This window comes from Afipia sp. DC4300-2b1, from assembly GCF_049895725.1.
Lineage (GTDB): Bacteria > Pseudomonadota > Alphaproteobacteria > Rhizobiales > Xanthobacteraceae > Afipia > Afipia broomeae.
Map to the genome: position 1 here is coordinate 76,897 of NZ_JAFCSX010000004.1, position 22,287 is coordinate 99,183.

22 protein-coding genes and 2 pseudogenes are annotated in these 22,287 nt (G+C 58.8%); 16 read left to right on the top strand and 8 right to left on the bottom strand.

Annotated elements, in window-relative coordinates; all coding sequences use genetic code 11:
• Positions 1-26 precede the first annotated feature (26 nt).
• Positions 27-350 carry a 2Fe-2S iron-sulfur cluster-binding protein gene (locus ACP7AL_RS16920; RefSeq protein ID WP_425993134.1) on the top strand — a complete coding sequence of 108 codons (324 nt, stop codon included), beginning with the start codon at positions 27-29 and terminating at the stop codon, positions 348-350.
• Positions 347-1,594 (top strand): NAD(P)/FAD-dependent oxidoreductase, encoded by a 1,248-nt coding sequence (locus ACP7AL_RS16925; RefSeq protein ID WP_425993136.1) that lies wholly within the window; start codon positions 347-349, stop codon positions 1,592-1,594. Before ACP7AL_RS16920 ends, ACP7AL_RS16925 begins: the two co-directional genes overlap by 4 nt.
• Positions 1,595-1,656: 62 nt before the next feature.
• Here the strand turns inward: ACP7AL_RS16925 and ACP7AL_RS16930 are convergent, their stop codons facing one another.
• A complete protein-coding gene (locus ACP7AL_RS16930) occupies positions 1,657-2,808 on the bottom strand; it encodes an ABC transporter substrate-binding protein (protein ID WP_006019398.1) in 1,152 nt (383 codons plus the stop codon).
• A 390-nt stretch (positions 2,809-3,198) separates the two neighbouring features.
• Here ACP7AL_RS16930 and ACP7AL_RS16935 point away from each other — a divergent pair, with 390 nt between their 5' ends.
• From ACP7AL_RS16935 to ACP7AL_RS16945, 3 genes are read left to right on the top strand one after another with little or no spacing between them, the layout of a single operon-like run.
• Complete coding sequence (locus tag ACP7AL_RS16935; RefSeq protein WP_425993139.1) at positions 3,199-4,140, top strand: DUF1116 domain-containing protein; 942 nt, start codon at positions 3,199-3,201, stop codon at positions 4,138-4,140.
• 2 nt (positions 4,141-4,142) lie between these two features.
• Positions 4,143-4,898 (top strand): SDR family NAD(P)-dependent oxidoreductase, encoded by a 756-nt coding sequence (locus ACP7AL_RS16940; protein ID WP_425993141.1) that lies wholly within the window; start codon positions 4,143-4,145, stop codon positions 4,896-4,898.
• A gap of 39 nt (positions 4,899-4,937) precedes the next feature.
• A complete protein-coding gene (locus ACP7AL_RS16945; RefSeq protein ID WP_425993143.1) occupies positions 4,938-5,969 on the top strand; it encodes a Rieske 2Fe-2S domain-containing protein in 1,032 nt (343 codons plus the stop codon).
• Positions 5,970-6,094: 125 nt separating this feature from the next.
• Here the strand turns inward: ACP7AL_RS16945 and ACP7AL_RS16950 are convergent, their stop codons facing one another.
• The 5 genes from ACP7AL_RS16950 to ACP7AL_RS16970 all read right to left on the bottom strand — a co-directional run bounded on the left by ACP7AL_RS16950 (position 6,095) and on the right by ACP7AL_RS16970 (position 11,996).
• Entirely contained in the window at positions 6,095-6,835 is a 741-nt protein-coding gene (locus tag ACP7AL_RS16950) for a GntR family transcriptional regulator (RefSeq protein ID WP_006019402.1), read from the bottom strand.
• A gap of 143 nt (positions 6,836-6,978) precedes the next feature.
• A complete protein-coding gene (locus ACP7AL_RS16955; RefSeq protein WP_024921434.1) occupies positions 6,979-8,079 on the bottom strand; it encodes an NADH:flavin oxidoreductase in 1,101 nt (366 codons plus the stop codon).
• A gap of 136 nt (positions 8,080-8,215) precedes the next feature.
• Positions 8,216-9,004, bottom strand: a complete 789-nt coding sequence (locus tag ACP7AL_RS16960; RefSeq protein ID WP_425993146.1) for an enoyl-CoA hydratase/isomerase family protein — start codon at positions 9,002-9,004, stop codon at positions 8,216-8,218.
• A gap of 54 nt (positions 9,005-9,058) precedes the next feature.
• Positions 9,059-10,681: a fatty-acid--CoA ligase gene (locus ACP7AL_RS16965; protein ID WP_425993148.1), complete on the bottom strand. Its 1,623-nt coding sequence runs from the start codon at positions 10,679-10,681 to the stop codon at positions 9,059-9,061.
• A gap of 85 nt (positions 10,682-10,766) precedes the next feature.
• The gene (locus tag ACP7AL_RS16970; protein ID WP_425993150.1) at positions 10,767-11,996 is read right to left on the bottom strand and encodes an ABC transporter substrate-binding protein; all 1,230 of its coding nucleotides are present in this window, start codon (positions 11,994-11,996) and stop codon (positions 10,767-10,769) included.
• Between the two features lie 399 nt (positions 11,997-12,395).
• On the opposite strand from ACP7AL_RS16970, the gene ACP7AL_RS16975 reads away from it, so the two are divergent.
• Positions 12,396-13,193, top strand: coding sequence for a crotonase/enoyl-CoA hydratase family protein (locus ACP7AL_RS16975; RefSeq protein ID WP_425993152.1), 798 nt, complete (start codon positions 12,396-12,398; stop codon positions 13,191-13,193).
• 50 nt (positions 13,194-13,243) lie between these two features.
• Complete coding sequence (locus tag ACP7AL_RS16980) at positions 13,244-14,035, top strand: SDR family oxidoreductase (RefSeq protein WP_024921438.1); 792 nt, start codon at positions 13,244-13,246, stop codon at positions 14,033-14,035.
• Between the two features lie 61 nt (positions 14,036-14,096).
• On the opposite strand, the gene ACP7AL_RS16985 is transcribed toward ACP7AL_RS16980, so the two are convergent.
• Positions 14,097-14,555: a MaoC family dehydratase gene (locus ACP7AL_RS16985; protein ID WP_425993154.1), complete on the bottom strand. Its 459-nt coding sequence runs from the start codon at positions 14,553-14,555 to the stop codon at positions 14,097-14,099.
• Positions 14,556-14,777: 222 nt separating this feature from the next.
• Between ACP7AL_RS16985 and ACP7AL_RS16990 the strand changes: the two genes are divergently transcribed.
• The 9 genes and pseudogenes from ACP7AL_RS16990 to ACP7AL_RS17030 form a co-directional block, all read left to right on the top strand.
• Positions 14,778-16,352, top strand: coding sequence for a fatty acid--CoA ligase (locus ACP7AL_RS16990; RefSeq protein WP_425993156.1), 1,575 nt, complete (start codon positions 14,778-14,780; stop codon positions 16,350-16,352).
• A 59-nt stretch (positions 16,353-16,411) separates the two neighbouring features.
• On the top strand, positions 16,412-17,362 hold the full coding sequence (locus ACP7AL_RS16995) for a LysR family transcriptional regulator (RefSeq protein ID WP_425993158.1): 951 nt from the start codon (positions 16,412-16,414) through the stop codon (positions 17,360-17,362).
• A 289-nt stretch (positions 17,363-17,651) separates the two neighbouring features.
• The gene (locus ACP7AL_RS17000; protein ID WP_425993583.1) at positions 17,652-17,885 is read left to right on the top strand and encodes a hypothetical protein; all 234 of its coding nucleotides are present in this window, start codon (positions 17,652-17,654) and stop codon (positions 17,883-17,885) included.
• A 207-nt stretch (positions 17,886-18,092) separates the two neighbouring features.
• Positions 18,093-18,695, top strand: a pseudogene (locus ACP7AL_RS17005) (amidohydrolase family protein); the annotation flags it as partial.
• Positions 18,696-18,891: 196 nt separating this feature from the next.
• On the top strand, positions 18,892-19,644 hold the full coding sequence (locus ACP7AL_RS17010; protein WP_425993161.1) for a TetR family transcriptional regulator: 753 nt from the start codon (positions 18,892-18,894) through the stop codon (positions 19,642-19,644).
• Positions 19,645-19,793: 149 nt separating this feature from the next.
• Positions 19,794-19,934: a DUF1116 domain-containing protein gene (locus tag ACP7AL_RS17015; RefSeq protein WP_425993163.1), complete on the top strand. Its 141-nt coding sequence runs from the start codon at positions 19,794-19,796 to the stop codon at positions 19,932-19,934.
• A gap of 254 nt (positions 19,935-20,188) precedes the next feature.
• The gene (locus ACP7AL_RS17020; protein WP_425993165.1) at positions 20,189-20,473 is read left to right on the top strand and encodes a hypothetical protein; all 285 of its coding nucleotides are present in this window, start codon (positions 20,189-20,191) and stop codon (positions 20,471-20,473) included.
• Positions 20,474-20,482: 9 nt separating this feature from the next.
• The gene (locus ACP7AL_RS17025; RefSeq protein ID WP_425993167.1) at positions 20,483-21,055 is read left to right on the top strand and encodes a hypothetical protein; all 573 of its coding nucleotides are present in this window, start codon (positions 20,483-20,485) and stop codon (positions 21,053-21,055) included.
• A pseudogene (locus tag ACP7AL_RS17030) lies at positions 21,028-21,237 on the top strand (gamma-glutamyltransferase); the annotation flags it as partial. The gene ACP7AL_RS17025 and the pseudogene ACP7AL_RS17030, both read left to right, overlap by 28 nt.
• A gap of 60 nt (positions 21,238-21,297) precedes the next feature.
• Here ACP7AL_RS17030 and ACP7AL_RS17035 read toward each other — a convergent pair.
• Positions 21,298-22,209: a DUF2189 domain-containing protein gene (locus ACP7AL_RS17035; protein WP_425993584.1), complete on the bottom strand. Its 912-nt coding sequence runs from the start codon at positions 22,207-22,209 to the stop codon at positions 21,298-21,300.
• Positions 22,210-22,287 lie beyond the last annotated feature (78 nt).

A 22,287-nucleotide genomic window follows, 5' to 3' on the forward strand; every position in this document is an offset into this window, starting at 1 on the left:
ATAGGACAACAATGAGATAGAGAGATATGGTTCAGATTACAGTCATTCAGCCGTCGGGAACAGCGTCTCAACTGGATGTGCCCGAGGGCTGGAGCCTGATGCAGGCCGCGGTGAAAAACGGCATCGACGGTATTGTCGCCGAGTGCGGCGGATCCTGTGTTTGCGCGACCTGCCATGTCTACGTCGAGCAAGAGCGATTGACGGAACTCCCGCCGCCTGGCGAGGACGAACTTGAACTTCTGGACGAAGTGAAAGCCGAGCGGCGTCCCAACAGTCGCCTGTCATGCCAGATCAAGGCCTCACCCGCGATCGACGGACTCGTTGTCACCGTTCCCGAGTGCCAGACGTGACCGGCACCGATCCCCACATTGTCATTGTCGGGGCAGGGCAGGCCGGTCTTCAGGCCGCCGAAACACTTCGCAGCGAAGGGTTTGAGGGCCGGGTCACGTTGCTTGGTGCCGAGCCGCACGCGCCTTATCAGCGGCCTCCGCTTTCGAAAGCGTGGCTAACGGACAAACTGGACCCTGAACAGCTCACGCTGCGTGATCCCTCCGTGCTGGAGAGGAGGCAGATCGATCTCTGCACCGGCGCATCCGTGTCGGCGATCGATGTGAGATCGCAAGCCGTGTTGCTGCGCGATGGGCGAGCATTGGCCTACACCGGGCTGGTTCTCGCCACGGGCGCAACGCCGCGTCAGCTTCCGCAGGCGCAAGAAGCCGGCGATCTGGTTCGGACGCTGCGATCACGCGCCGATGCTGACGCCATCGCGCGCGGACTTCAGAATTGCGTGCAAATGGAACTGCCTCTGGTCGTTGTCGGGGGAGGGTTCATCGGGCTGGAGGTCGCGGCGAGCGCGCGAAAATTTGGTATCGAAGTTACTGTCCTCGAGGCGGCTCCGCGTCTGCTGGAAAGAGTTTTGTCCGCAGAACTGTCCGCGTGGTATGCCCGGCTGCATGCCGATCGCGGCGCGACATTGATTTTTGAAGCGCGGATAGTTGAAATCCGGAAGATCACAGCGCATGCAGCGGAGGTCCAGCTTGCTGATGGACGCTGCATCGTTGCCGGGCTGGTGGTTGCGGGAATTGGCGTGACGCCCAACGACGAACTGGCAAGGGCTGCTGGAATCGTGTGCGAAAATGGAATCGTAGTGGATGCATGCGGACGCACCTCCGTTCCCAATGTTGTCGCTGCGGGCGACTGTACGGTTCGCCGCCTGCTGGATGGCACCATGCTGCGGCTGGAGTCGGTTCAGAACTCGGTCGAGCAGGGCCGGTCGGCGGCCTGCGCACTGCTGGGAACGGACAAGCCAAGTCTTGGAACGCCGTGGTTCTGGTCTGACCAGTATGACATGAAGCTACAGATTGCGGGGCTGTCGCGCGGGGCGGACACCCATGTCCTGCGCGGCGATATGGGAAGCCATTCGTTTTCGATCTTTCATTTTCGCGAAAGCCGTCTTGTGGCAGTGGATTCGATCAACGCCGCCAGGGATCACATGGTCGCGCGGGACCTGATCGGGCGGCAGATTTCACCAACTGCGCAGCAGGCCGGTGACGCCGCGTTCAATCTCGCAAAGCTTCGCACCGTTCAGGCCTAGTTTCTTCAGAGTGAAAAAATAGCGGCGGCGCCGATATCGGCGCCGCCGCTGATCCTTGCCCGTTACTTGCTGACCAGCACGACCTTTCCATCGTCGATCTTGACGAGGTGCGTTGTCGCCGGGCTCTGTCCGCTCTCGGCGCCGGCCGGGCCGACTTTCTCGAAGACGATGCGGCCGGTCAGGCCGGGAAACTCGATCTCCCAAAGAGCTGCGCGAATCTTCTCCGGCTCAGCGACACCGGCTTTCTTGATGGCTGCGGCCAGCACCTGAATGCCGTCATAGCCGCGCGCGCCCTCAGGCAGTCCCGCAAACGGAAGTCCGGTTTTTTCCCACGCTGCGATGAACGAGCGGGCCGCTGCCGGATCTGCCGAGGTTTCCGGGAACCATGGCGCAAACATCGCGTCATGCAACGAATTGTTCGCTGCCGAGCCGGCCTGGGCAATCAACTGATCCGGCACGGTACCGCCGGTGGTGATGATCTGTCGCTTGATGCCGAGCGCCTGCGCCTGCTTCATCACCAGCGTCATCTGTTCCGGGCCGGATGTCGTGAAGAGGGTGTCGCTGTCTGTGCTCTTGATGGTCGAGAGCTGCGAAGACATGTCTTGCGCCGCTGCGTCCATGTGCAGTGTGCGATTGACGGTGATGCCCTTCTCCTTCAGCATTTTCCCGAATTCGGCAGCCGCACCGAGACCCCAATCATTGTTGACGACCAGGAAGTCGACCTTCTTGATCTTCAACGGTTCGACAAAGCGGGTGAAGCTCTTGGCTTCCATGCTGTTGGTCGGGCTGATGCGGAATACATACGGGTTGCCCATGGTCGTGATCTTGTCGGCGCTGGACGTTTCGACCAGCATCGGGACCTTGTATTCCATCAGCTTTGGCATCACTGCGAGTGTGTAAGTCGAGCTCCATGCGCCCATCATTGCGGGCACCTTGTCGCGTGTAATCAGCTTCTCGGCGACGTTCGCAGCTTCGGTGGGATTGCTCTTATTATCTTCGATGATCAGTTGAAGCTTCTTTCCGAGCACGCCTCCCTTCGCATTGATCTCTTCCGCGGCGATCTTGGCGCCGTTGGTGACGAAATTCCCCGACGCGGCGACCACGCCCGTGAGGGGCTGATTGACGCCGAGCTTGATGGTTTCCTGGGCTATTGCGCCTGTCCCGACACTGGTTGACAGGACCGCTAGCAATATTCTGGACCAAGACGATTTCATTGAATTCCTCCCTCCGGTTTTACCCGCCCGCCTGTTTGCGCGCCAAGTCACACTATCACCCTATTAATAGTATGACCAAGCCGCAAATGTAATCGATGGTGCTATTTTTCGGGGCAATTTGCACGAAAAACTCGCTTTGCGCACTTGCTGCTTATCTCTATCATGCTATAAATAGAATGATTAGGTTGGCGGACACGTTCATTGTTTGGCGAATGCCGCAAATCAACGTCGGAAGGCCGCGCATTCTGTGCGCCAGGTGAGTGCGGAATGAATCGGAAGCTTGCGCATCTTCGTCGTCTCGTTCGGTTAAGTGACGCCAGGGCGGACCTGCCTGCACACACTCTGCTTCATGCTGGACCGCCTTACAAAGGCAAACCGCCGGGCGCGGTCATGGCGGCAGCGGAGCAGGCCGCGGTGATCGGAGGTTTCGCCGAGGATATCTCAGCCGCGCGCGGGATGCTTGAGGCGGGTTCACTTTCACTCAAGCCGGCGCAGGACCACGGCATTGCTGTTCCGCTCGCGATGGTGGCTGCGCCGTCGATGTGGTGTTTCGAGGTCGGGGACAATGACAGCGTCTTCTATTCTCCTGTCTCCGAAGGGCCGCCGCCAGCGCTGCGATTTGGCTCCGCCGATCCGCTCTGCGTCACGCGCGCGCGCGATTGGACTGCGGAGGTGGCGCGAGCACTCAATCCCCAGCTTGGCAAACTGCCGGACATCGAATCGATAATGCGGGAGGCGCTGCGCGAGGGGGACGACTGCCACGCCATCACACGGGCCGGAAACGATCGGTTCCTCGAACTCATGAGCGAATTGCCCACGGGCATCGTGGCCGATATCCGGGCGAATCCCGGTTTCGTCCTGGGCATCTGGATGGCCTGGGCCGCGTGGAAACTGCACACATCGGCAAGCGAGATCGTGGCCATTGGCGGCAACGGCATTGAGTTCGGCTTGCGACGGCGCGGCGAGACAAGATGGTCGACCGTATCATGCGCGCCGCCAACAGGAATCCGCTTCAATCCACAGCAGACGGCGCCGGCCCTGGGCGCCATCGGTGACAGCGCGCTCGTCGATGTCTGCGGGTTTGGCGGACAGGCGTTAAGTCATGCGCCAGTGCTCGCAGCGGAGTGGGCACATTTGCTCCCGCCGGACGCGCAATCGCGCGCCAGCGCCATCATCAACGCCGGTATGCGTGTCATCGATACCGACGTCGTCCGCGCCACCGGCGTCACGCCGATCATCAATCTTGCGATCCTCGATGAAAGAGGTGCTGCCGCACCCATCGGAAGAGGGTTCTACATCGTACCGCCCTCACTTTTCGGAACTGGAGACTAGGAATGGACCTGACAGGAAAGGTGGCTGTCGTCACCGGCGGCGCGATGGGGATCGGCTATGCGATCTGCGAGGCGCTGGCCGGGCAGGGCGCGTCGATCATGATTGCAGATATCAAGGGAGGTTTGGCCGCCGCCGATAAATTGCGCCAGCGCGGATATCAGGCCCACCATGTCGATGCGGATGTTTCCAGCGAGCAGGACACCGGCCGCATGGCGTCAGCGGCCGTCGAACGGTTCGGGCACATCGACGTTCTGGTGAACAACGCCGCGATCTATTCCACTCTGTCCCTCAAGCCCTTCGAGCAGCTTACGGTCGATGACTGGCAAAAAATGCTGAATGTCAATGTCATCGGGCAGTTTCTGTGCTGCAAGGCGGTGCTGCCGGCATTCAAGAAGCAGGGCTCCGGGCGCATCATCAACATCTCGTCGGGTGTCGCGTTCAAGGGCAATCCCGGCATGTTGCATTACGTCGCCTCAAAAGGCGCGATCGTGTCCATGACACGAACGCTCGCGACCGAGCTTGGCGAGCACGGCATTCTCGTCAACAGCGTCGCGCCCGGCTTTACGCTGAGCGATGGCGTTCAAAACAACCCCGAACTGGCGAACACGGTCTCCGGATTTTCCGTGCGCAACAGGGCGCTCAAGCGGGACATGCTGGCTGGAGACGTTGTTGGCGCCGTCGCTTTTTTTGCGGGCCCGCATGCCGCTTTCATCACCGGCCAGACCTTGGTTGTCGATGGCGGCGCTTACTATCATTGACGGCTGCGGAATTCTTGACTGTCGAAGGGAAGCAACAAAATGAAATACGTTACCAATGCATGGTACCCGGTGGTGTGGGCCGATCGTGTTGGCCGGGAGTTGACTCGGCACGTGGTGCTCGAAGAACCCATCGTCATCTATCGTCTGGAGGACGGAAGCATCGCAGCTCTTCAGGATGCGTGTCCGCATCGTCTTGCCCCGTTGTCCCTGGGCAAATTGAAGGGTGACAACATCGAATGCGGCTATCACGGCATGACATTCGACTGCAGTGGAAAATGCGTCCTCATTCCGGGGCAGGATGTGATTCCGGGCAACGCGCTGGTCCGCTCATATCCGCTTCAGATCAAGTACGGGCTGGTGTGGCTTTGGATGGGAAATCCGAAGAAAGCCGATCTCAGCAAGATGTTTCATCTGCCTCAGTATGAGGCCGAAGGCTGGCACGCCGTGCAGGGCGACACGCTGCGGATCGAGTGCAACTATCTCAGCCTTTGCGACAACCTGCTTGATCCGGCGCACGTCACGTTCGTTCACACAACAACTCTTGGCACTCCGGCCGGTGCCACCGTTCCGGTGAACAACGAATACCGTAGCAACGAAATCACCGTGTGGCGATGGATCCGCAACGGGCCGGCGATTCCGCTTTTCTCGAAGTACGGCAAGCTCACCGGGTCAGTCGATCGCTGGCACTACTACAATTACTCGACGCCGTGCTACTTCGCGATCGACATGGGATCGTGCCCTGCCGGTTCGATTCCCGATACGGAGGACAGGGATAAGGGCGTTCGGATGTTCGCCTGCCACGTTCTGACCCCGGTCGATGAACGGACGGTGCTTCAGCACTGGTTCCATGTCCGTAACTTCCGCACCAACGAGCACAACATGGACGCCTCGCTGACCGCCGATCTCGATATGGCGTTCAAGGAAGACAAGGTCATCCTGGAGCGAATCCAGCTCGAGGAAGAGCGCGACCCGAACTACAAGCGCATCATTCTGGGAATCGACGCGGCGCCGATGAAGATGCGCCGGATGGTCGATAAACTTATTATCGCGGAACTGGAGTCTGCCGGTTGAGCTGACGATCCGTACACAATCGCGCGCGCCAAAGATCATCTCTGGCGCGCGGACACTTCCTCTGTACTGCCTGGGGTTTCGGCCCCAGGATTTTTTTCGGGCGGGGGCTTCGCCGGAGCGCCTGGCTAGCTGCGATTCATCAGATCGCGCCGAAGCGCGAAACAATTCCGGTGGTAATGAAAATCCGCGACGTAGATCGCAACATTCCGGTCGTCCAGAAGAACGATCCTGCAGTCGGCGGTGGGCTCGCCAAGTCCGATCTTGAGCAGGTCGGCGACCTCGGGATTCGCTATGCCGATCGTCACCGTCTGATAGGCGTGACTGATCGAGATATCCTTCATCTCCATAATGCGCGGCAGGGCCGGTAACCGCGTGAACTGTTTCCGTTCGCGTGCGAATATCTCTTGCGACAGGTGCAGGTTGACGACTGAAAACGGCTCATCCCCGTTGTACTGCACGCTTCTCAGCAGCGCATATCTGTGCGCGGGGACACCTTCACCCTCGCCGAGGGGAGGGCTGGCAACTTTTTCTTCTATGTGGACGATCTCGACGCGATTGTCCTTGATAGAGCTGATAAGGCCGTCGAGGTCATTGGCGATGTTCAGCCAGTGCCGTTCCTTCGGCACGTAGGATACAAAGGTGCCGAGACCCTGCCGGGAATCGAGCATTTTTTCTTCGCGAAGAATCTCGATGGCCTTGCTGATGGTGATCTTGGCAACGCCGAATTCGGCTTCGAGCTCTTCTATCGTCGAGATCTTGTCCCCGTTCTGCCAGCGGCCCGCTTCAATGCGCTGCCGCATTACCGATGCCAGCTGCAAGTACAGAGGCATACGGCTGCGGTCGAAAATGACTGAGAGCTTATTCATCTCTCTATTATAGAGTAGTCCTATATATAAGGCGAGCCGTGTTTAGAGGTCATCTAATGGGTACGGGACTGCGACAGCCGGCGCCTGCACACGATGTGCCGCGCCGTCCAGGTATCGTACCGAACGGTGAGGACTAGCGCCGCTTAGAGCGTCGCCATTGCTTTTGGCGAGAACGGTGCAAGTTCGGCGAAGCGTTTGTCGCGCACCTTGGCCGGCCACTCCGGATCGGTAATCAGCGCGCGGCCAACTGCGACCAGATCGAACTCATGATCCGCAAGCCGCGCTTCAAGTTCGCTGAGATCGCCAACTTCCGCGCTTTCACCCTTGTAGGACTGAATGAAGTCGCCGCCCTTCAGACCCACCGATCCCACCGTGATCGTTGGCTTGCCGGTGAGCTTCTTGCTCCAGCCGGCGAGATTGAGGTCGGAGCCCTGGAATTCGGGCTCCCAGAACCGCCGCGTCGAGCAGTGAAAGATGTCGGCGCCTGCGTCGACCAGCGGCTGGAGGAACGCGGCGAGTTCGTCGGGCGAGTGAGCCAGCTTCGCACCGTAGTCCTGCTGCTTCCACTGCGAAAACCGGTGAATAATGACGAAGTCCGGTCCCACACGCTGGCGGATGGCCTTGATGATGTCGGCGGCAAAACGAGTACGCTTGACGAGATCCCCGCCGTAAGCGTCGTCGCGCCGGTTCGACTGCTCCCAGAAGAACTGGTCCACCAGATAGCCGTGCGCACCATGAAGTTCGACGGCATCGAAGCCGATCTCCTTGGCGGCGCCCGCGGCTTTCGCAAACGCTTCGATGGTGTCTGCGATATCCGCGTCGGTCATCGGCTCGCCAACCAGCTTGCCTGAACCGGACAATCCCGATGGCCCATCAGACTTGCCTTCCGGACGCGGACCGGTCCCAGCCTTGCGGACCATTCCCTGATGCCAGATTTGCGGCGCGATCTTTGCTCCGGCCGCATGAACTTCTTTCACCACACGACGCCAGCCATCGAGGCTCTTCGGGGCATAGAAGTTCGGGATGTTCGGATCATTCGATGCGCCTGCGCGGTCGACCGTGGTTCCTTCGGTGATGATCAACCCGACGCCGCCTTCCGCGCGGCGGCGATAGTAGGTCGCGACATCCTCACCGGGGGTCCCGTCCGGGCTCTTAGAGCGCGTCATCGGCGCCATCACCACGCGATTGGGCAGTGAAAGCGATTTGTGCCGGAATGGCTGGAACAGCGGGTTCGTGGTCGACATGAAGGCCTCGCGACAGTTGACTGGCGATTTTCTGATGAAAATTGTGCGGTTGTAGTTCTGGCAACGTCAATTCAAAACGGTGGCGCGGCAGCTATGCAATGGCTCTCCGGGGATCGCCGCCTGAGTTGGATAGCCTCTAGCCCCCCTGAAAAACGACCTTGCCGCGGAAGTTTTTTGAACCGTGTTCCACCACTGCTTGCACGCCGGCCCTGAAGTCCGCGCTGTCGAAGAGCGGCGGGCCGAGGTCGAGCAGCAGTTCGTCCGCAGCGCGTACGCCGTGGTCAAGAAACGCGCGCATCAGGCGCTTGGTGACGGCGTGAGCTTTGGTCGGTGCGTTGGCGAGCTTTTGAGCCCATGCCATGGCCTCGGCTTGCAGCGAGGCCCGAGGAACAACCCGATTGATGATATTCCAGCGTTCAAACGATGCCGCGTCATAGAAGTCGCCGGTGAAACAGATTTCGCGCGCGCGGGCAGGGCCGCAGCGCTCGGCCAGAAGATAAGCGCCGCCCAGATAGGTCGCAGCGCCAATGTGCTGTTCGACCTGTGCAAACTGCGCATCATCGGCAGCGATGATGACATCGCATCGGAGTGCGATTTCGAGCGCTGCTGCGAGGCAAAGCCCCTGAACGGCGCAGACGACAGGAATGTTCAGGGCTTCCAGCCGGGTGCAGATCCGAATCCCCCGGCCCAGCATCTGACGGGCGCTCTTGCTGTCGACACCAACGAAGGTGGTCTGCACATTCACGCCGCAGCCGAAGTGATCGCCCGCGGCCTGGACCAGCAGCGCGCGGATGTCGGACGCTTCAATCTCGTCGAGTACAGTCTCGAAAGCCGCAAACAGCGCGTTATCGGCGAGATTGATCGGCGGATTGTCGATCGTGATGACGCCAACATTTGCTTGTTTTTCGAAGCGCACTGAACTCATTTTTTTATCCATTCTCGAACGGTCCGACCGGGCCGGACTCGATATGTCCCGCGGCTAAGTGCCTGGAAACCGGTAGTGCTGAAACTGTTCCCGTAAATCGGTCTTCTTGATCTTGCCGGTTGCGGTGTGAGGTATCGCATCGACGACGGCGACGTCGTCGGGCATCCACCACTTCGCGATCTTGCCTTCCATGAAGTGGAGAATGTCGGGACCCTTCGTCTTCGAATCCGGTTTAAGCTGGACGATGAGAAGGGGCCGCTCGTCCCATTTGGGATGGCGGATGCCGATCACCGCGGCCTCCAGCACGTCGGGATGGCCGACCGCCAGATTTTCCAGATCGATCGAGGAAATCCATTCGCCCCCGGATTTGATGACATCCTTGGAGCGGTCGGTGATCCGCATATAGGCGTGCTCGTCGAGAGTGGCGACGTCTCCGGTGTCAAAGAATCCCTCGTCATCGAGAATACCGTCGGTGACCCGATAGTACGCCTTGGCGATGGCCGCTCCGCGGACCTTCAGGCGTCCAAACGTCTTCCCATCCCGTGGCAGCTTCTTGCCGAAGTCGTCCGTGATTTTCATCTCGACAAGGAAAGGGGGAAACCCTTGGCTGGAGAGCCGGTCGATCTTGTCCTTGCCGGAGAGATTTTCGAATGGCGGTTTGAGTGCTCCGATCGAGCCGATCGGACTCATCTCGGTCATGCCCCAGCCCTGACGCGCCGGAATCCCCATGCGGCCGAAAGCCTCGATCATGGCGGGCGGTGGGGCTGCGCCGCCAATCGTCAGATGCTTGAGATCGGGCAGCCGCAGGTTGTTTGTTTCCATGTATTGCTGAAGCATCAGCCAGACGGTCGGCACACCAGCCGTCAGTGAGACCTTTTCGTCCCGGAGAAGCTCGTAGATCGACGCGCCGTCCATCTTCGCGCCCGGAAACACCAACTTGGTGCCGGTCATCGGGGCATGGAACGCCAGCCCCCAACTGTTGGCGTGAAACAGCGGGACGACAGGCAACACGGTATCGGTGGATTTCAGGCCGACTACATCAGCCTGCGCGACCATCAGCGAATGCAGGACATTGGAGCGGTGGGAGTAGAGCACCCCCTTCGGATCCCCGGTCGTCCCCGACGTGTAGCAAAGACCGGCTGCGGTATTCTCGTCGAACGATTTCCATTCGAAATTGCCGTCGACGCTATCGATCCAGTCTTCGTAAGCGATTGCCCCGGGCAGATTTGTCGCCGGCATGTGCGCACGGTCGGTGAGAATCACGAAACGCTCGACCGAGGAGAGTTGCGGCGCCAGCTTCTCCAACAGCGGCACGAAGGTGAGGTCGGTCAGCAGGATCCGATCCTGAGCGTGATTGGCGATCCACGCGATCTGCTCAGGGAACAGCCGCGGGTTGATCGTATGACAGACCGCGCCGATGCCCATGATTCCGTACCAGGCCTCAAGATGACGCCATGTGTTCCAGGCTAGGGTCGCGACGCGGTCTCCGAGCCTGATGCCGTCACGGTCGAGCCGCTGTGCAACCTTCAGGGCGCGCGTCCGGATGTTCAGATAGTTGGTGCGATGGATCGGTCCTTCGACTGACCGGGTCACGACCTCTCGCGTGGGGTGACAGTCCGCGGCATGGTCGATGATACGGTGGCACAGCAAGGGCCAGTCCTGCATCAGGCCTAACATGGTGTGAAGCTCCTTGAGTTCTTGTCCTGCAAATAAAAAGAAACCCGGCACTCGATGAATGAGTGTCGGGTCAGTCTGGGTGGAGCTACATAGGTTTGTTTTCGCTGCTGAGAATCGGGCCGAACAACTCCCACTGATCCTTGGAAAAGCGCATCATCTGAAGCTGCTCGATCGGCCGGTAGTCACTCGCGCTCGTCTTCACGCGGATGCCCGGGAGAAGCATATTCACCTCCATATCGAGACTGGCGGCCTGTTTCATGACGTTTTCGCGGGTCAGGTCGTCGCCGCACTGCTTGAGCACCTGTGCCATGATCTGGGTGACCGCATATCCATAAATGTAAAGGCTATCCGCCCGGTCTGCGTCCGGAAGATACTTGTCCATGAAGGCATTCCACTCGATCATGCCCTGATCGTTCTTCCATTTTGGATCGGTGGCGTCCTTCAGGTAATAGGCGCTGAGCACGCCCTGCGCGTTCTCGAAGCCTGCCGGCTTGATGACGCCTCCGATCGTGGTCGAAACCTGGGGGATAATCTGAACAACCTTCCAGTTAAGCTCGCCAACCTTCTTGATGCTTTGTGCGACGAACTTCGGCGTTCCGATGTTGATGAAGACCGCTGGATTCGCGGCCTTGATCTGCACGATCTGGGAATCGATGGTTGGAGCCGAAACCTCGAACGGCACCTCGGCGACGATCAGCTTGCTGGCGTTTTCGCCGAGCCCTTCCTTCAGCCCGATCAGATAATCTTTTCCGAAGTCGTCATTTTGATACAGCACCCCGATTTTGGCGTCCGGATAAGTCGCGAGAATGTACTGGGCATAGATGCGTGCCTCGCCGCGATAACTGGGCAGAAGTGCCATGGTCCACGGATAGTTCGCTGGATCGGCCCACTTGTCCGCGCCGCTGGTGACGAACAGTTGCGGCACCTTCTTCTGGTTCATGTACTTGTGAATGGCCGTGTTGCCTGGCGTGCCGAGATTGCTCAGCAGGAAAAGGACCTCGTCGCTCTCGACCAGCTTGCGGGCCTGTTCGACGGTCTTGGGCGGACTGTAGCTGTCGTCATAAGAGATGTAAGTGATCATGCGGCCGTTGATGCCGCCGCGGTCGTTGATCATCCTGAAGTAGGCCGCCTGCGCTTTTGCAATCGCAGAGTATGCCGAAGCGGGTCCGCTGTGCGGCGATGTGTTGCCGATCTTGATTTCAGTATCGGTCGCTCCCGGGTCGTAGCGTTTCTGCGCGAGCGCTGCATCGCTTGTTGCGAGCCCATATGCTACGATCAGTCCAAGCGCGATTTTTGCGAATGTCTTGAAATTCATGGCGCCCTCCCAGGCTTTACGGCTTTGCGTTGCCTTTTTCGGCTTTTGGCAAAGTCGCGAGAGCTAAGCAGGCGGACTTTGTCCGCCCCAATGAAAATCTTGAACCGGCGCTATTCAGAGGTGAAGCGCTGCGTGGCCCAAGATGGTCATTCACTGATGAATAGCGATCATCCAGAATTTTAGTAGCTGGAAGACGTGTCGGCTGATCTGATCGAGCCCAAGCGCGCCCGACGCCTGATCGGATGGCAACGGGTATTGCAGGAAGCTGGATGGAGCATTCGGAAGGCGGCTGGTTTCATTCCGCTAATCCATTTACTCCGATAGCGCGCCCGGCTTTATGGCGGATCGTCGATCCTAATGTCGGGCAATTTGATCCAAGAGCATTCAGGAGGAAACAACGTGAGTGAGACAAAGGCTGCTATAGGGCAGGTTCGAACCGAGGTGCATGGTCATGTATTGAAGATCATCATCGACAACGCGGCCAAGAAGAATTCTTTCAGCCCGCAGATGATGCATCAGATGTCCGATGCGCTTACCCTCTTGCACAATACCGATGACTATTGGGTCGGTGTGGTCTGCGCGGAAGGAAGCGATTTCACCGCCGGCCTCGATATGCCGAAGTTCTTCGGTCCGACAGCGGACAAGGATGCGCTCAAGCTAAAAGAAGGCAACGTCGATACGTTCGCGCTTCAGAAGCGTTGCCGAAAGCCTGTCGTCACGGCGGTTCAAGGTATCTGCTTCACCATCGGCATCGAAATGATGCTTGCCGGCGATATTGTTATCGCCGCCAGCGACGCGCGTTTCTGCCAGATGGAATCCAAGCGCGGCATCGCCCCGCTGGGTGGTGCGCATTTTCGCTTTCTGACGCGCGCCGGCTGGGGCGACGCGATGTATCATCTCTTCCTTTGCGATGAGTTTTCGGCGGAGCGGGCCTACAAGATCGGTCTGGTCCAGGAGGTGGTGAGCCCCGGCCAGCAGATCCAGCGTGCGATGGAGATTGCTCAGACGATCGCGAAGAACGCGCCGATCGGCATTCAGGTCACCAAGGAAGCCGCCCTGAAGTTCATCGAGAGCGGCGAGCGGTCTGCAATCGACTACATCCCGAAGATCAGAGACCGCGTGTTTAACAGCGAGGACTTCAAGGAAGGCATTCAGTCCTTCGTTGAGCGCCGCCCTGCGGTCTTCCGCGGAAAATAGCCGCATCCGAGACGGTAACCATTCAACTCATCAGAGGGACGACAAGCGACATGGGAAGCATCAAGAAGGCATTCGATCTGACCGGCAAGACCGCACTCGTTACAGGGGGCTCGCGCGGGCTTGGGCTTCAGATCGCCGAGGCACTTGGCGAGCAGGGGGCAAAAATCGTCCTCTCGTCGCGCAAAGCCGGTGATCTGGAAGAAGCTCAGGGTCATCTCGCCAAGCTTGGCATCAAGGCAGACTGGATCGCAGCCGACAATTCCAAGGACGAAGACATCAAGCGGCTCGCGGATGGCGCAATCGCCAAGCTCGGCAAGGTCGACATCCTCGTGAACAACGCCGGTGCGACCTGGGGCGCGCTGACGGAAGATCATCCCATCGAAGCATGGGACAAGCTGATGAATCTCAATATCCGCGCGCTGTTCGTGCTTAGCCAGCAGATCGGCAAGAAATCGATGATTCCCAACAAGTACGGGCGGATCATCAATCTCGCATCGGTTGCCGGGCTGTTCGGCAGCAGCGGTGAGATGCAGACGATCGCCTACAACACCAGCAAAGGTGCGGTGGTTAACTTCACCCGCGCTCTTGCGGGCAGTTGGGGCCGTCATGGCATCACGTCCAACGCGCTTGCGCCGGGTTTCTTCCCGTCAAAAATGACGAAGGGAGTGATCGCATCGGTCGGTGTCGACAAGTTAACCGAAGGTGTGCCGCTTCGACGCCTTGGCGATGATGACGATCTCAAGGGTGCTGCGCTATTGTTCGCCAGCGACGCCGGAAAGCATATCACCGGGCAGATATTGGCCGTCGATGGCGGTCTGACGGCCGTGCTGTCGTCGTCCTGAGTTATCAAACCCGGCCCGGAAACGGGCCGGGTTTTTGATTATCGGTCGCGTCGTCACCTGATTAGGGGATGATGAGAGCGAGACTCTCCGCCACCAGAGCCGGAGACTGATTGTTCTCGATCTCCAGCGTCGCTTTGCTTTTGATCAGGAATTGCCCGTTGTCCTTCGGCTCGATGCCGATCAGAGCCAATTGCAGGCGAACCCGCTCGCCGGCCTTCACGGGCGTAATGAACCTGACTTTATCCAGCCCATAGTTGATGACTGCAGAGGCATCCCTGGGAGCAAGTCCCAGCTTCATTGCCAGTGCGGCGACCAGCGAGAGACTGAGATATCCGTGGGCAATCGTGCCGCCGAACGGGCTCTCTTTCCTGGCGCGTTCAATATCGACGTGGATCCACTGCTGGTCGCCAGTGCATTCGGCGAATTGATTGATTCGGAGCTGGTCAACATCGACCCAGTCCGACGCCCCAAGGCTCTGGCCAACGAAGTCCTTAACGTTGGCGAGCGTGATATCCGTCATAACAATCAGCACCTTTCATCATGGTTATGACTGTCATTGTCGTCGCGGCCGGAATGATCGCCATGGCAGATATTTCGAGCCTATAACCAGCAGTGAATAGCGATTGCGTCATTCATCATTGAATAGCCAGTCGCCAAATTCTCCCTACCTCTTCAGGACGGGCACGTTCAGCCTCCTGTCCTAAAGGTCCAGATTCAATGGAGCCCAAGGGAAACGCTGTTCATGACCAACTCCATAGCCTTGGCTAACGCCGTCGCGCCAATCGAGACGCTCTCCGATATTCCACGATACTATGCAGCTTTGACCCCGGATGCGGTCGCGCTGAATTTTGAGGGCAGGGAAACCACCTATGGTGCTCTCGATCGTGCCTCAAACCAGGTTGCAAATGGCCTGATCGCGGCCGGCGTCAAACCTGCGCGCCGCATCGCGATTCTCGACAAAAACAGCGACGCCTTCTTTTCGGTTCTTTTGGGTGCCGCCAAGGCGAATGCGGTGCTCGTGCCCATTAACGCACGGCTTGCCGCTCCGGAGATCGCGTTTGTGATCAACGATGCCGAAGCGGAAGTGCTGTTTATCGGTGAACCGTTTCTGGAAACGCTCGGCAAGATTCGCGATCAACTCGTCACGATCCGCGAGGTGATTGTTCTCGATGTGTCTTACGCGGCGTGGCGCGACGCGCAGAACCCCCGTGATCCCGGCGTGATCTCTCAGCCCGAGGACGTCTGTATTCAGATGTACACCAGTGGAACGACTGGTCATCCCAAGGGGGTTCAGCTCACTCACCGGAATTTTTCGCTGACGTCGCCGGCGGTATTCGACTTCTGGGGTCACTGGACATCCAGTGACACGCTGCTGACTACAATGCCGCTGTTTCATATCGCCGGGGCCGGGACGGGCATCCTGGGCCTGCTCGCTGGTATGAAGATCGTCGTTCTTCGCGAGTTTGTCCCGTCTCAGGTCCTTCAATGGATTCAACACGATCGTGTCACGGCTTCGTTCTTTGTGCCCGCGATGATACTGGCGCTTCTGTCTGAAAAGAATATCGATCAGATCGATACCTCTTCGCTAAAGCGAGTGATTTATGGCGCCTCGCCAATTCCAATCGATCTGTTGAAAAGCGCGTTGCGCGTGTTCAGGCAAACCGCTTTTGTCCAGGTCTACGGCCTTACCGAGACCACCGGAGTGCTGACCGCGCTTTTGCCGGAAGACCATTCCCGTATCGACAGCGAAGTCATGAAATCATGCGGCCGGGCCATCGACGGCGTTGAACTGCGAATTGTGGATGCTCTGGGAACGCCGCTGCCACCGCGCGAGGTGGGAGAGGTCGTCTGCCGGACGGCAAAGAACATGGTTGGATACTGGAATCGTCACGACGACACAGAGAAGACCCTCAAAGGTGAATGGCTCCATACCGGCGATGCAGGATATCTTGATGAAAACGGATACCTTTATATCCACGATCGTATCAAGGACATGATTGTCTCCGGCGGAGAGAACATTTATCCCGCGGAAATCGAGAGTGTCCTGTTCAGCCACCCGGATGTCGCCGATATCGCGGTCATCGGCGTACCGGATGAGCGGTGGGGCGAAGCCGTCAAGGCTCTTGTAGTGCCGATGCAGAATGCCGTTGCGGACGCCGACAGCATTTTGCGGTATGCGCGGGAGCGCCTGGCAGGTTACAAGATCCCGAAGTCGATCGAGTTCTTGTCAGAGATGCCGAGAAATCCCTCGGGAAAGATATTGAAGCGCAAGCTTCGTGAACGGTACTGGCAGGGACACGACAGGCGTGTAAACTAGCTCTGCATGCCCGTCCCATCACTATCCCTATCCCTTCCCAGGCAGCGCGGAATGCAGATGTGACCGAAGCAAACTGGGACCTGTACCGTCTATTCCTGGTCGTGGCTCGAACGGGAAGCGTCAATCGCGCCGCCAATGAACTTGGGATGAGCCAACCGACACTGAGCCGGCGGTTAAAGGAGCTTGAGCGGTACGTCGGAGCGCCGCTGTTCTTTCGGGCGTCGTCGGGAGTAAAACTCACGCCGGAAGGCGAAGATCTCCGGCGCTCGGCTGGGGATATTTTGTCCGCGTTCGACTTGTTCAATCGCGAGTTGCGTTCGCGGGTCGGCCAGAGGTCGTCCGTGGTTAAGATCTCCGCCACGGAGGGACTGACAAAGCACTGGCTCCTGCCTCGCGTCAAACAACTCCGCAGTCTGAACAGCCGTCTGCGTCTCGAACTCACATCGACAATGCATCAGCAGTCCCTGGCGACGAGCGATCTCGACTTCGTCATCAGAATGGGTGATCCCGGCGAAAGTGAACTGATCGGAAAGCGGGTAGCGACCGTCGCGTTCGGGATATTCGCTTCGGAAGAATATCTGGCGGCGCATCCTGCACCGCGATCGCTGGCTCAACTCAAGGATCACGACATTATCGGACTCACAGAGGATTTTGCCGGCTTCCGAAGTGAACGCGCCGGCCAGATGCAGTTGGCCACACAGTTCTTTGCCGCGACGGAGGTACGAAATGCCCTGCGCATTTTGCCAGTTGCAAGTCACTTTGCTGCGGCGGCGGAGGGCCTTGGTCTGGCCCTGCTCGCTGTGCCCTTTGCGCATGCCGAACGACTTGTCCGGGTGCTTCCGAATGAGACGGCATTTTTGAACGTGTGGTTGCTTCGCCGTCCTGAAAGCGATCTTAGAAAGCTGACCAGAGAGGTCAGGCGTTTTCTTGAGAGTGAGTTCGTAAAGTCGAAGAGCTGGTTCTCCGGTAACCAAAGACCCGCGCATACCCCAACCCGGCGTAAATCCTGAGTGCTGCGAGATAAGCAATATGGATATGGCGAGAGCTCGTCGCTGGACCCATTTTGGAGACGATGTCAAAAAGCAGCATGCTGCCGAGTAGACGAACCCTACAGGAGCCTGACATGATCGACGGGGGCCGGGACGTCGGCTGAGATCCATCCCGGTTCGCGTGTCGTCCGAATGGACACCTCATTCTGCGGCCGGCTGTCCGCAAGTAACCCGCTAGATGGTCTGACGGAACCTTCCCCCGAACCGCGCATCTTGCATATGTTGGCGTCAGGAGCGCGCAGACGAGGAGATCTTGCTCGATCGGGTCATGATCAGGGCTCGTGAGATGCAAGAAGCCGGCGGGGACGTTCGTCTCGATGACAATCACGAGGCGCTGAAAGTGCGTCTGCATACGTATGATGAGCAGACCGCTCCGCTCATCGAATACCATCAATCGAGAGCCATCCTCAGGAGCATCAACGGTTTTCTGCCAGTCGACGCCGTGACTGCGGAGCTTTTGACGGTCAGCGGAGGCAACCGATAGCGACAACCGGCTCAGGTGATGCATAACGTCGCGGGCATTGAAAATGGACCCGCGTCGCGGTGGATCAGGCCGCGACCACAATTCTCTCTGCGCCGCTTGCCTGGGGCCTCTCCTCCCAGATAGGAGGCTTCGAGCGAGGGGTCCTTCGCGATGGTCTCTGCAGCTCCACTTTTGACGATCGCGCCTGTCTCCAGATGCAATCTCGATGTCGCGGAGCGTCATGGTGTTGGCATCGATATCCATCTGCACGACGGCGATCTGCTCGGTGTGTTCGAAATCGAGGAGATCGCGCGGCGCACGAAGGTGCCTGGACTTGGTGGCAGGGTAACGATCAGTCACGCCCATGCGCTGGGTCGGGTTCCGCGAGATATCGCGCTGCGGGCGGCAAATCGCCTTGCGGAAGCCGGGGATTCGATTCTGACGAATGCGCCCGGCGCTCACGCATTTCCGCCGGTCCTGCTGCTTCACGAAGCGGGCGTGAATGTCTTCGCGGGCAACGATAACATCCGCGATTCCTGGTGGCCTTATGGCGATGGCGATCTGCTCGAACGGGCGATGATCGTGGGGTATCGTTCAGGTTTCAATACCGACGCGGAACTCGCGCTTGCGTTCGACATGGTGACGTCGCACGCGGCGCGAGCACTCGGTATTAAGGGGTATGGTCTTGTGGAAGGCGGGCCTGCGGATTTTCTGGTGATCGATGCGCAGCATGTTCAGGAAGCCGTTATCGCGCGGCCCAAACCTCGTGACGTCTATAAAGCCGGCCGCCTGGTCGCCCGCAACGGCGTGACGGTCTCCGATGTGCGTTGAAGCAAGCGCTTTGGCCAATAGGCCGTCCATCCAGCGAGGACGGCGGATCTCGTCATTTGATTGCAGTTGCGGCGATGTGGTAGCTAGGACCCATATTGCCCGCAGAATGCAGTTTCAGAAGTGGAATGACCCCGCCCGTAATGGCAACTATGTTAAAGTCACCAAATGCTTTCAATGGTGTTGACCAGGTGCACGAATGAACGAGACGTCAGCAAAGAAGCAGCCCGCACGCAAGAAAGCCGCTGGTGGCAAACGCAAACGAGATTCCGCCCTCACCAAGGAATCGATCCTGCAAGCTGCGACTTATGAATTCTGCCGCAATGGATTTGGCGGGGCGCGCGTCGATGCGATTGCTCACCGTGCGAAGGCCAATATGCGCCTGCTGTATCACTACTTTGGCGACAAGGACGGGCTCTATCTCGCCGCTCTGGAGCATGTCTATACGGATATCCGCGCCGCCGAACAGCAGCTTAATCTCGACAGTCTCGACCCCGCGGAAGCCCTGCGCGAGCTGGTCGATTTTACGTTCACGTTCTTCCAGAATCACCAAGACTACATCGCGATGATAAACACGGAGAATCTGCAGCGCGGAAAGTATCTTCGCAAATCCCGCAAGATCGCCGCGCTGACAATGCCGCTCGTCTCCAACATCGAGAATATTCTACGGCGAGGCGCGGCGGCCGGCATTTTCCGCAGCGGCGTGGATCCGATCCAGCTCTACGTGACGATTACGGCGTTCAGTTATTTCCACGTATCGAACCGGCATACACTGTCGCTGATGTTCGACAAGGATCTGGGCGATGCGGGCTGGCTTGAAGACCGCCGCAGGCACGCTCACGACGTGATCATGGCGTGGCTGACGGTTCCCGATACCTTGCGCAAGGATGGTAAGAAGGTCTCCTCACCGAAACTTTCGCCGGTGCAGGGCAAAGCCCCTAACCTCGTCTGACCTTGTCCTGTTTACGCGCGCGCAACCCGTTGTTTGTTGTCGAGAACACCAAGTTTGGTAATTGCGCCTATTGTGCAATCAACGAGTGCCTTGGAAAAGTGATGCGTTTTTGAGGCAATGACGCGAGTACGCTCGCGCGACTTGCCTGGATGCGCGACGTATTCGGACCGGTCCTTGCCAAGGCCATCCGGGCGCGCGGCGGCATTGATCTCAAGTCGATCATCGCGCGCGGCCTCTCGATGGGCGATGAGATTGCCAGCGCAATCGCGCCTGCTCAAGCGTGTTTCTGAGGGAGGTGGGGCCGTCGCTGGCGCGGACTTCGACCGACAACGAAGTTCTGGCGGATTGCATCGCCTCCACGCGGTCTTGTAATCGCCATCGGTGGCAATGCGGTTCATCCGGAAGACATCAGTGGCACCTCCGAAGAGCAGAAGTCCGTCGCACAGCAGACCGCGGAGGCGCTGTTGCCGCTGGCCCAGATCGACAATGAATTGGTGATCACGCACGGAAATGGCCCCGTGGTCGGCAAGATCATGATCTTCAGATGCTGACCATGAGCCGCATTCCGCCGATGTCGACGGACATCTGCGTGGCGCACAGTCAGGGCGGCATCGGCTATCTCCTGATGCAGGCGATCGAGAACGCCTTGCGGGAACAGGGCAATCAGCGGCACGTCGCAAGTCTCCTGACCCAGGTGGAAGTCGATGCCGACGATCCCGCCTTCCGCAACCCGACCAAGTTTGTCGGTCCGCTCTTCACGGAAGAGGAAGCCAAGAACATCAGTAAGGAACTGAACTGGGCGATGCCCGAGGATTCAGGTCGCGGCTGACGTCATGTTGTGCCGTCGCCGAAACCAAAACACGTCTGCGATATTTCGCTGGTCGATGCGCTGGTCAAGCGCGGCACCATCGTTATTGCCGGTGGCAGGGGCGGCATGCCGGTGATCCGCGATGCGAAGGGCGTGCGGACCGGCGTGCCTGCGGTTATCGACAAGGATCTGACGTCGGCACACATCGCCAACGTGCTCGATATCGACGAGTTGCTGATCCTGACGGCGGTGCCGCGTGTCGCCATCAATTTCGGCAAGCCGAACCAGAAGGAGCTTACGGAGGTCCGCTCGACGAGATCAAGGCCTATCACCGGGAGGGACATTTTCCGCCGGGCAGCATGGCTCCGAAAGTCGATGCGGCAATCCGCTTTCTGGAAGGCGGCGGCAAGTGCGCCATCATCAGTCACCTTGATCACGCGATGCCTGCGCTTCGCGGCGAGACCGGAACGCATATCGTTCGGAACCCATAAGCGCTTTCGTACTCACAAGAGGAAGAGCTTCGCCGACTGGAAGAAAGGAATCGTAGCGCACTCCGGCATGGGATCACTGATCCTACGTTCTCCGATTCACGCGACAGCCTGAAGCTCGAAAAGGACGCTGGCGCGGAGGTGTTCCAGAAACTTGCGGAGCGCGGCCACGAAATGAGTCCGCTTCCCGCTCAAAGTCCTCTCGCTGGACATCCGGGCGCCATGCGCATCGAAGCCGATGGACGCATGACGGGAGCGCATGATCCGCGCAGCGACGGGCGAGCACTCGGGATGTAACCGGTCTCAAGCGTTTCCGCTATGGACGACGGAGCAGCGGAAACGCTTCGGTGATTGGTCCTACGGCTTGTCGCGCCCCCACGGGAGCAGAGAAGCAGGAAAATCGGCCGCGTAGCGCCGTCCTTTCGGCGGGTGTGGCGGTTCCTGGTATGGATTTGGATCCGGCTCGAGCACCTTGCGATAAAGATGCCACGTGGCATGACCGAGTACGGGCAGAACAACGGCGAGACCGAGGAACAGCGGAATCGATCCGATCACCAGCAGCGCCGCGACAATCAGACCCCACGTCGCCATTGCAACGGGATTCTTCGCCACGACCCGCAGCGAGGTCCGCATGGCATCGATCGTATTCGCATGCCGGTCAAGCATCAGCGGAAACGCCACGACACTGATGCACAAAGCGATGACTGCGAACAGAAAGCCGACGCTGCATCCAACGACCATCAGCTGCAGCCCTTCCTTGGTCGAGAAAATGCGTGAGGCGAAATCGGGAATGCTTGCAGCAGGAGTGTTGCCGAAGATGGCAACGTAAATGGAATCTGCGGTGGTGACCCAGACAACGAAAAGAATTAGCAGGATCACGCCAAGTCCGAGCATCGCTCCGAAAGACGGTGATCGCAGCACGGCAAATGCATCCCATGCGGAAGGCTCTTCCCCGCGCTCGCGCCGGCGGCTGAGCTCATAGAGCCCAAGCGCGGCGAAGGGACCGATCAGTGCGAAGCCCGCCGCGAGCGGGAACAGCAGCGGCAACACCGAATAGCCGAGCACTGTCCTTGCGATCACAAGTCCGAGCACCGGATAGATCACGCACAGAATAACCGCGTGGCTTGGGATCGCCTTGAAGTCTTCCCAGCCCAGCCGCAAGGCCTCGAGCAGATCGGAGGTTCGGATGTCGCGAACGACAGGGACGGCAGCGCCGGAAGACGCGTCTGGTACAACTTGTGGAATGTTGTCTGAATACGGTGTGGCCATGGCCGCAATCTCCCATGCGTTCGCACCGGCGAGATTGGGCGTCTTTTTCAAGCGACGTTCAATCGCCTTCGTGCGCAG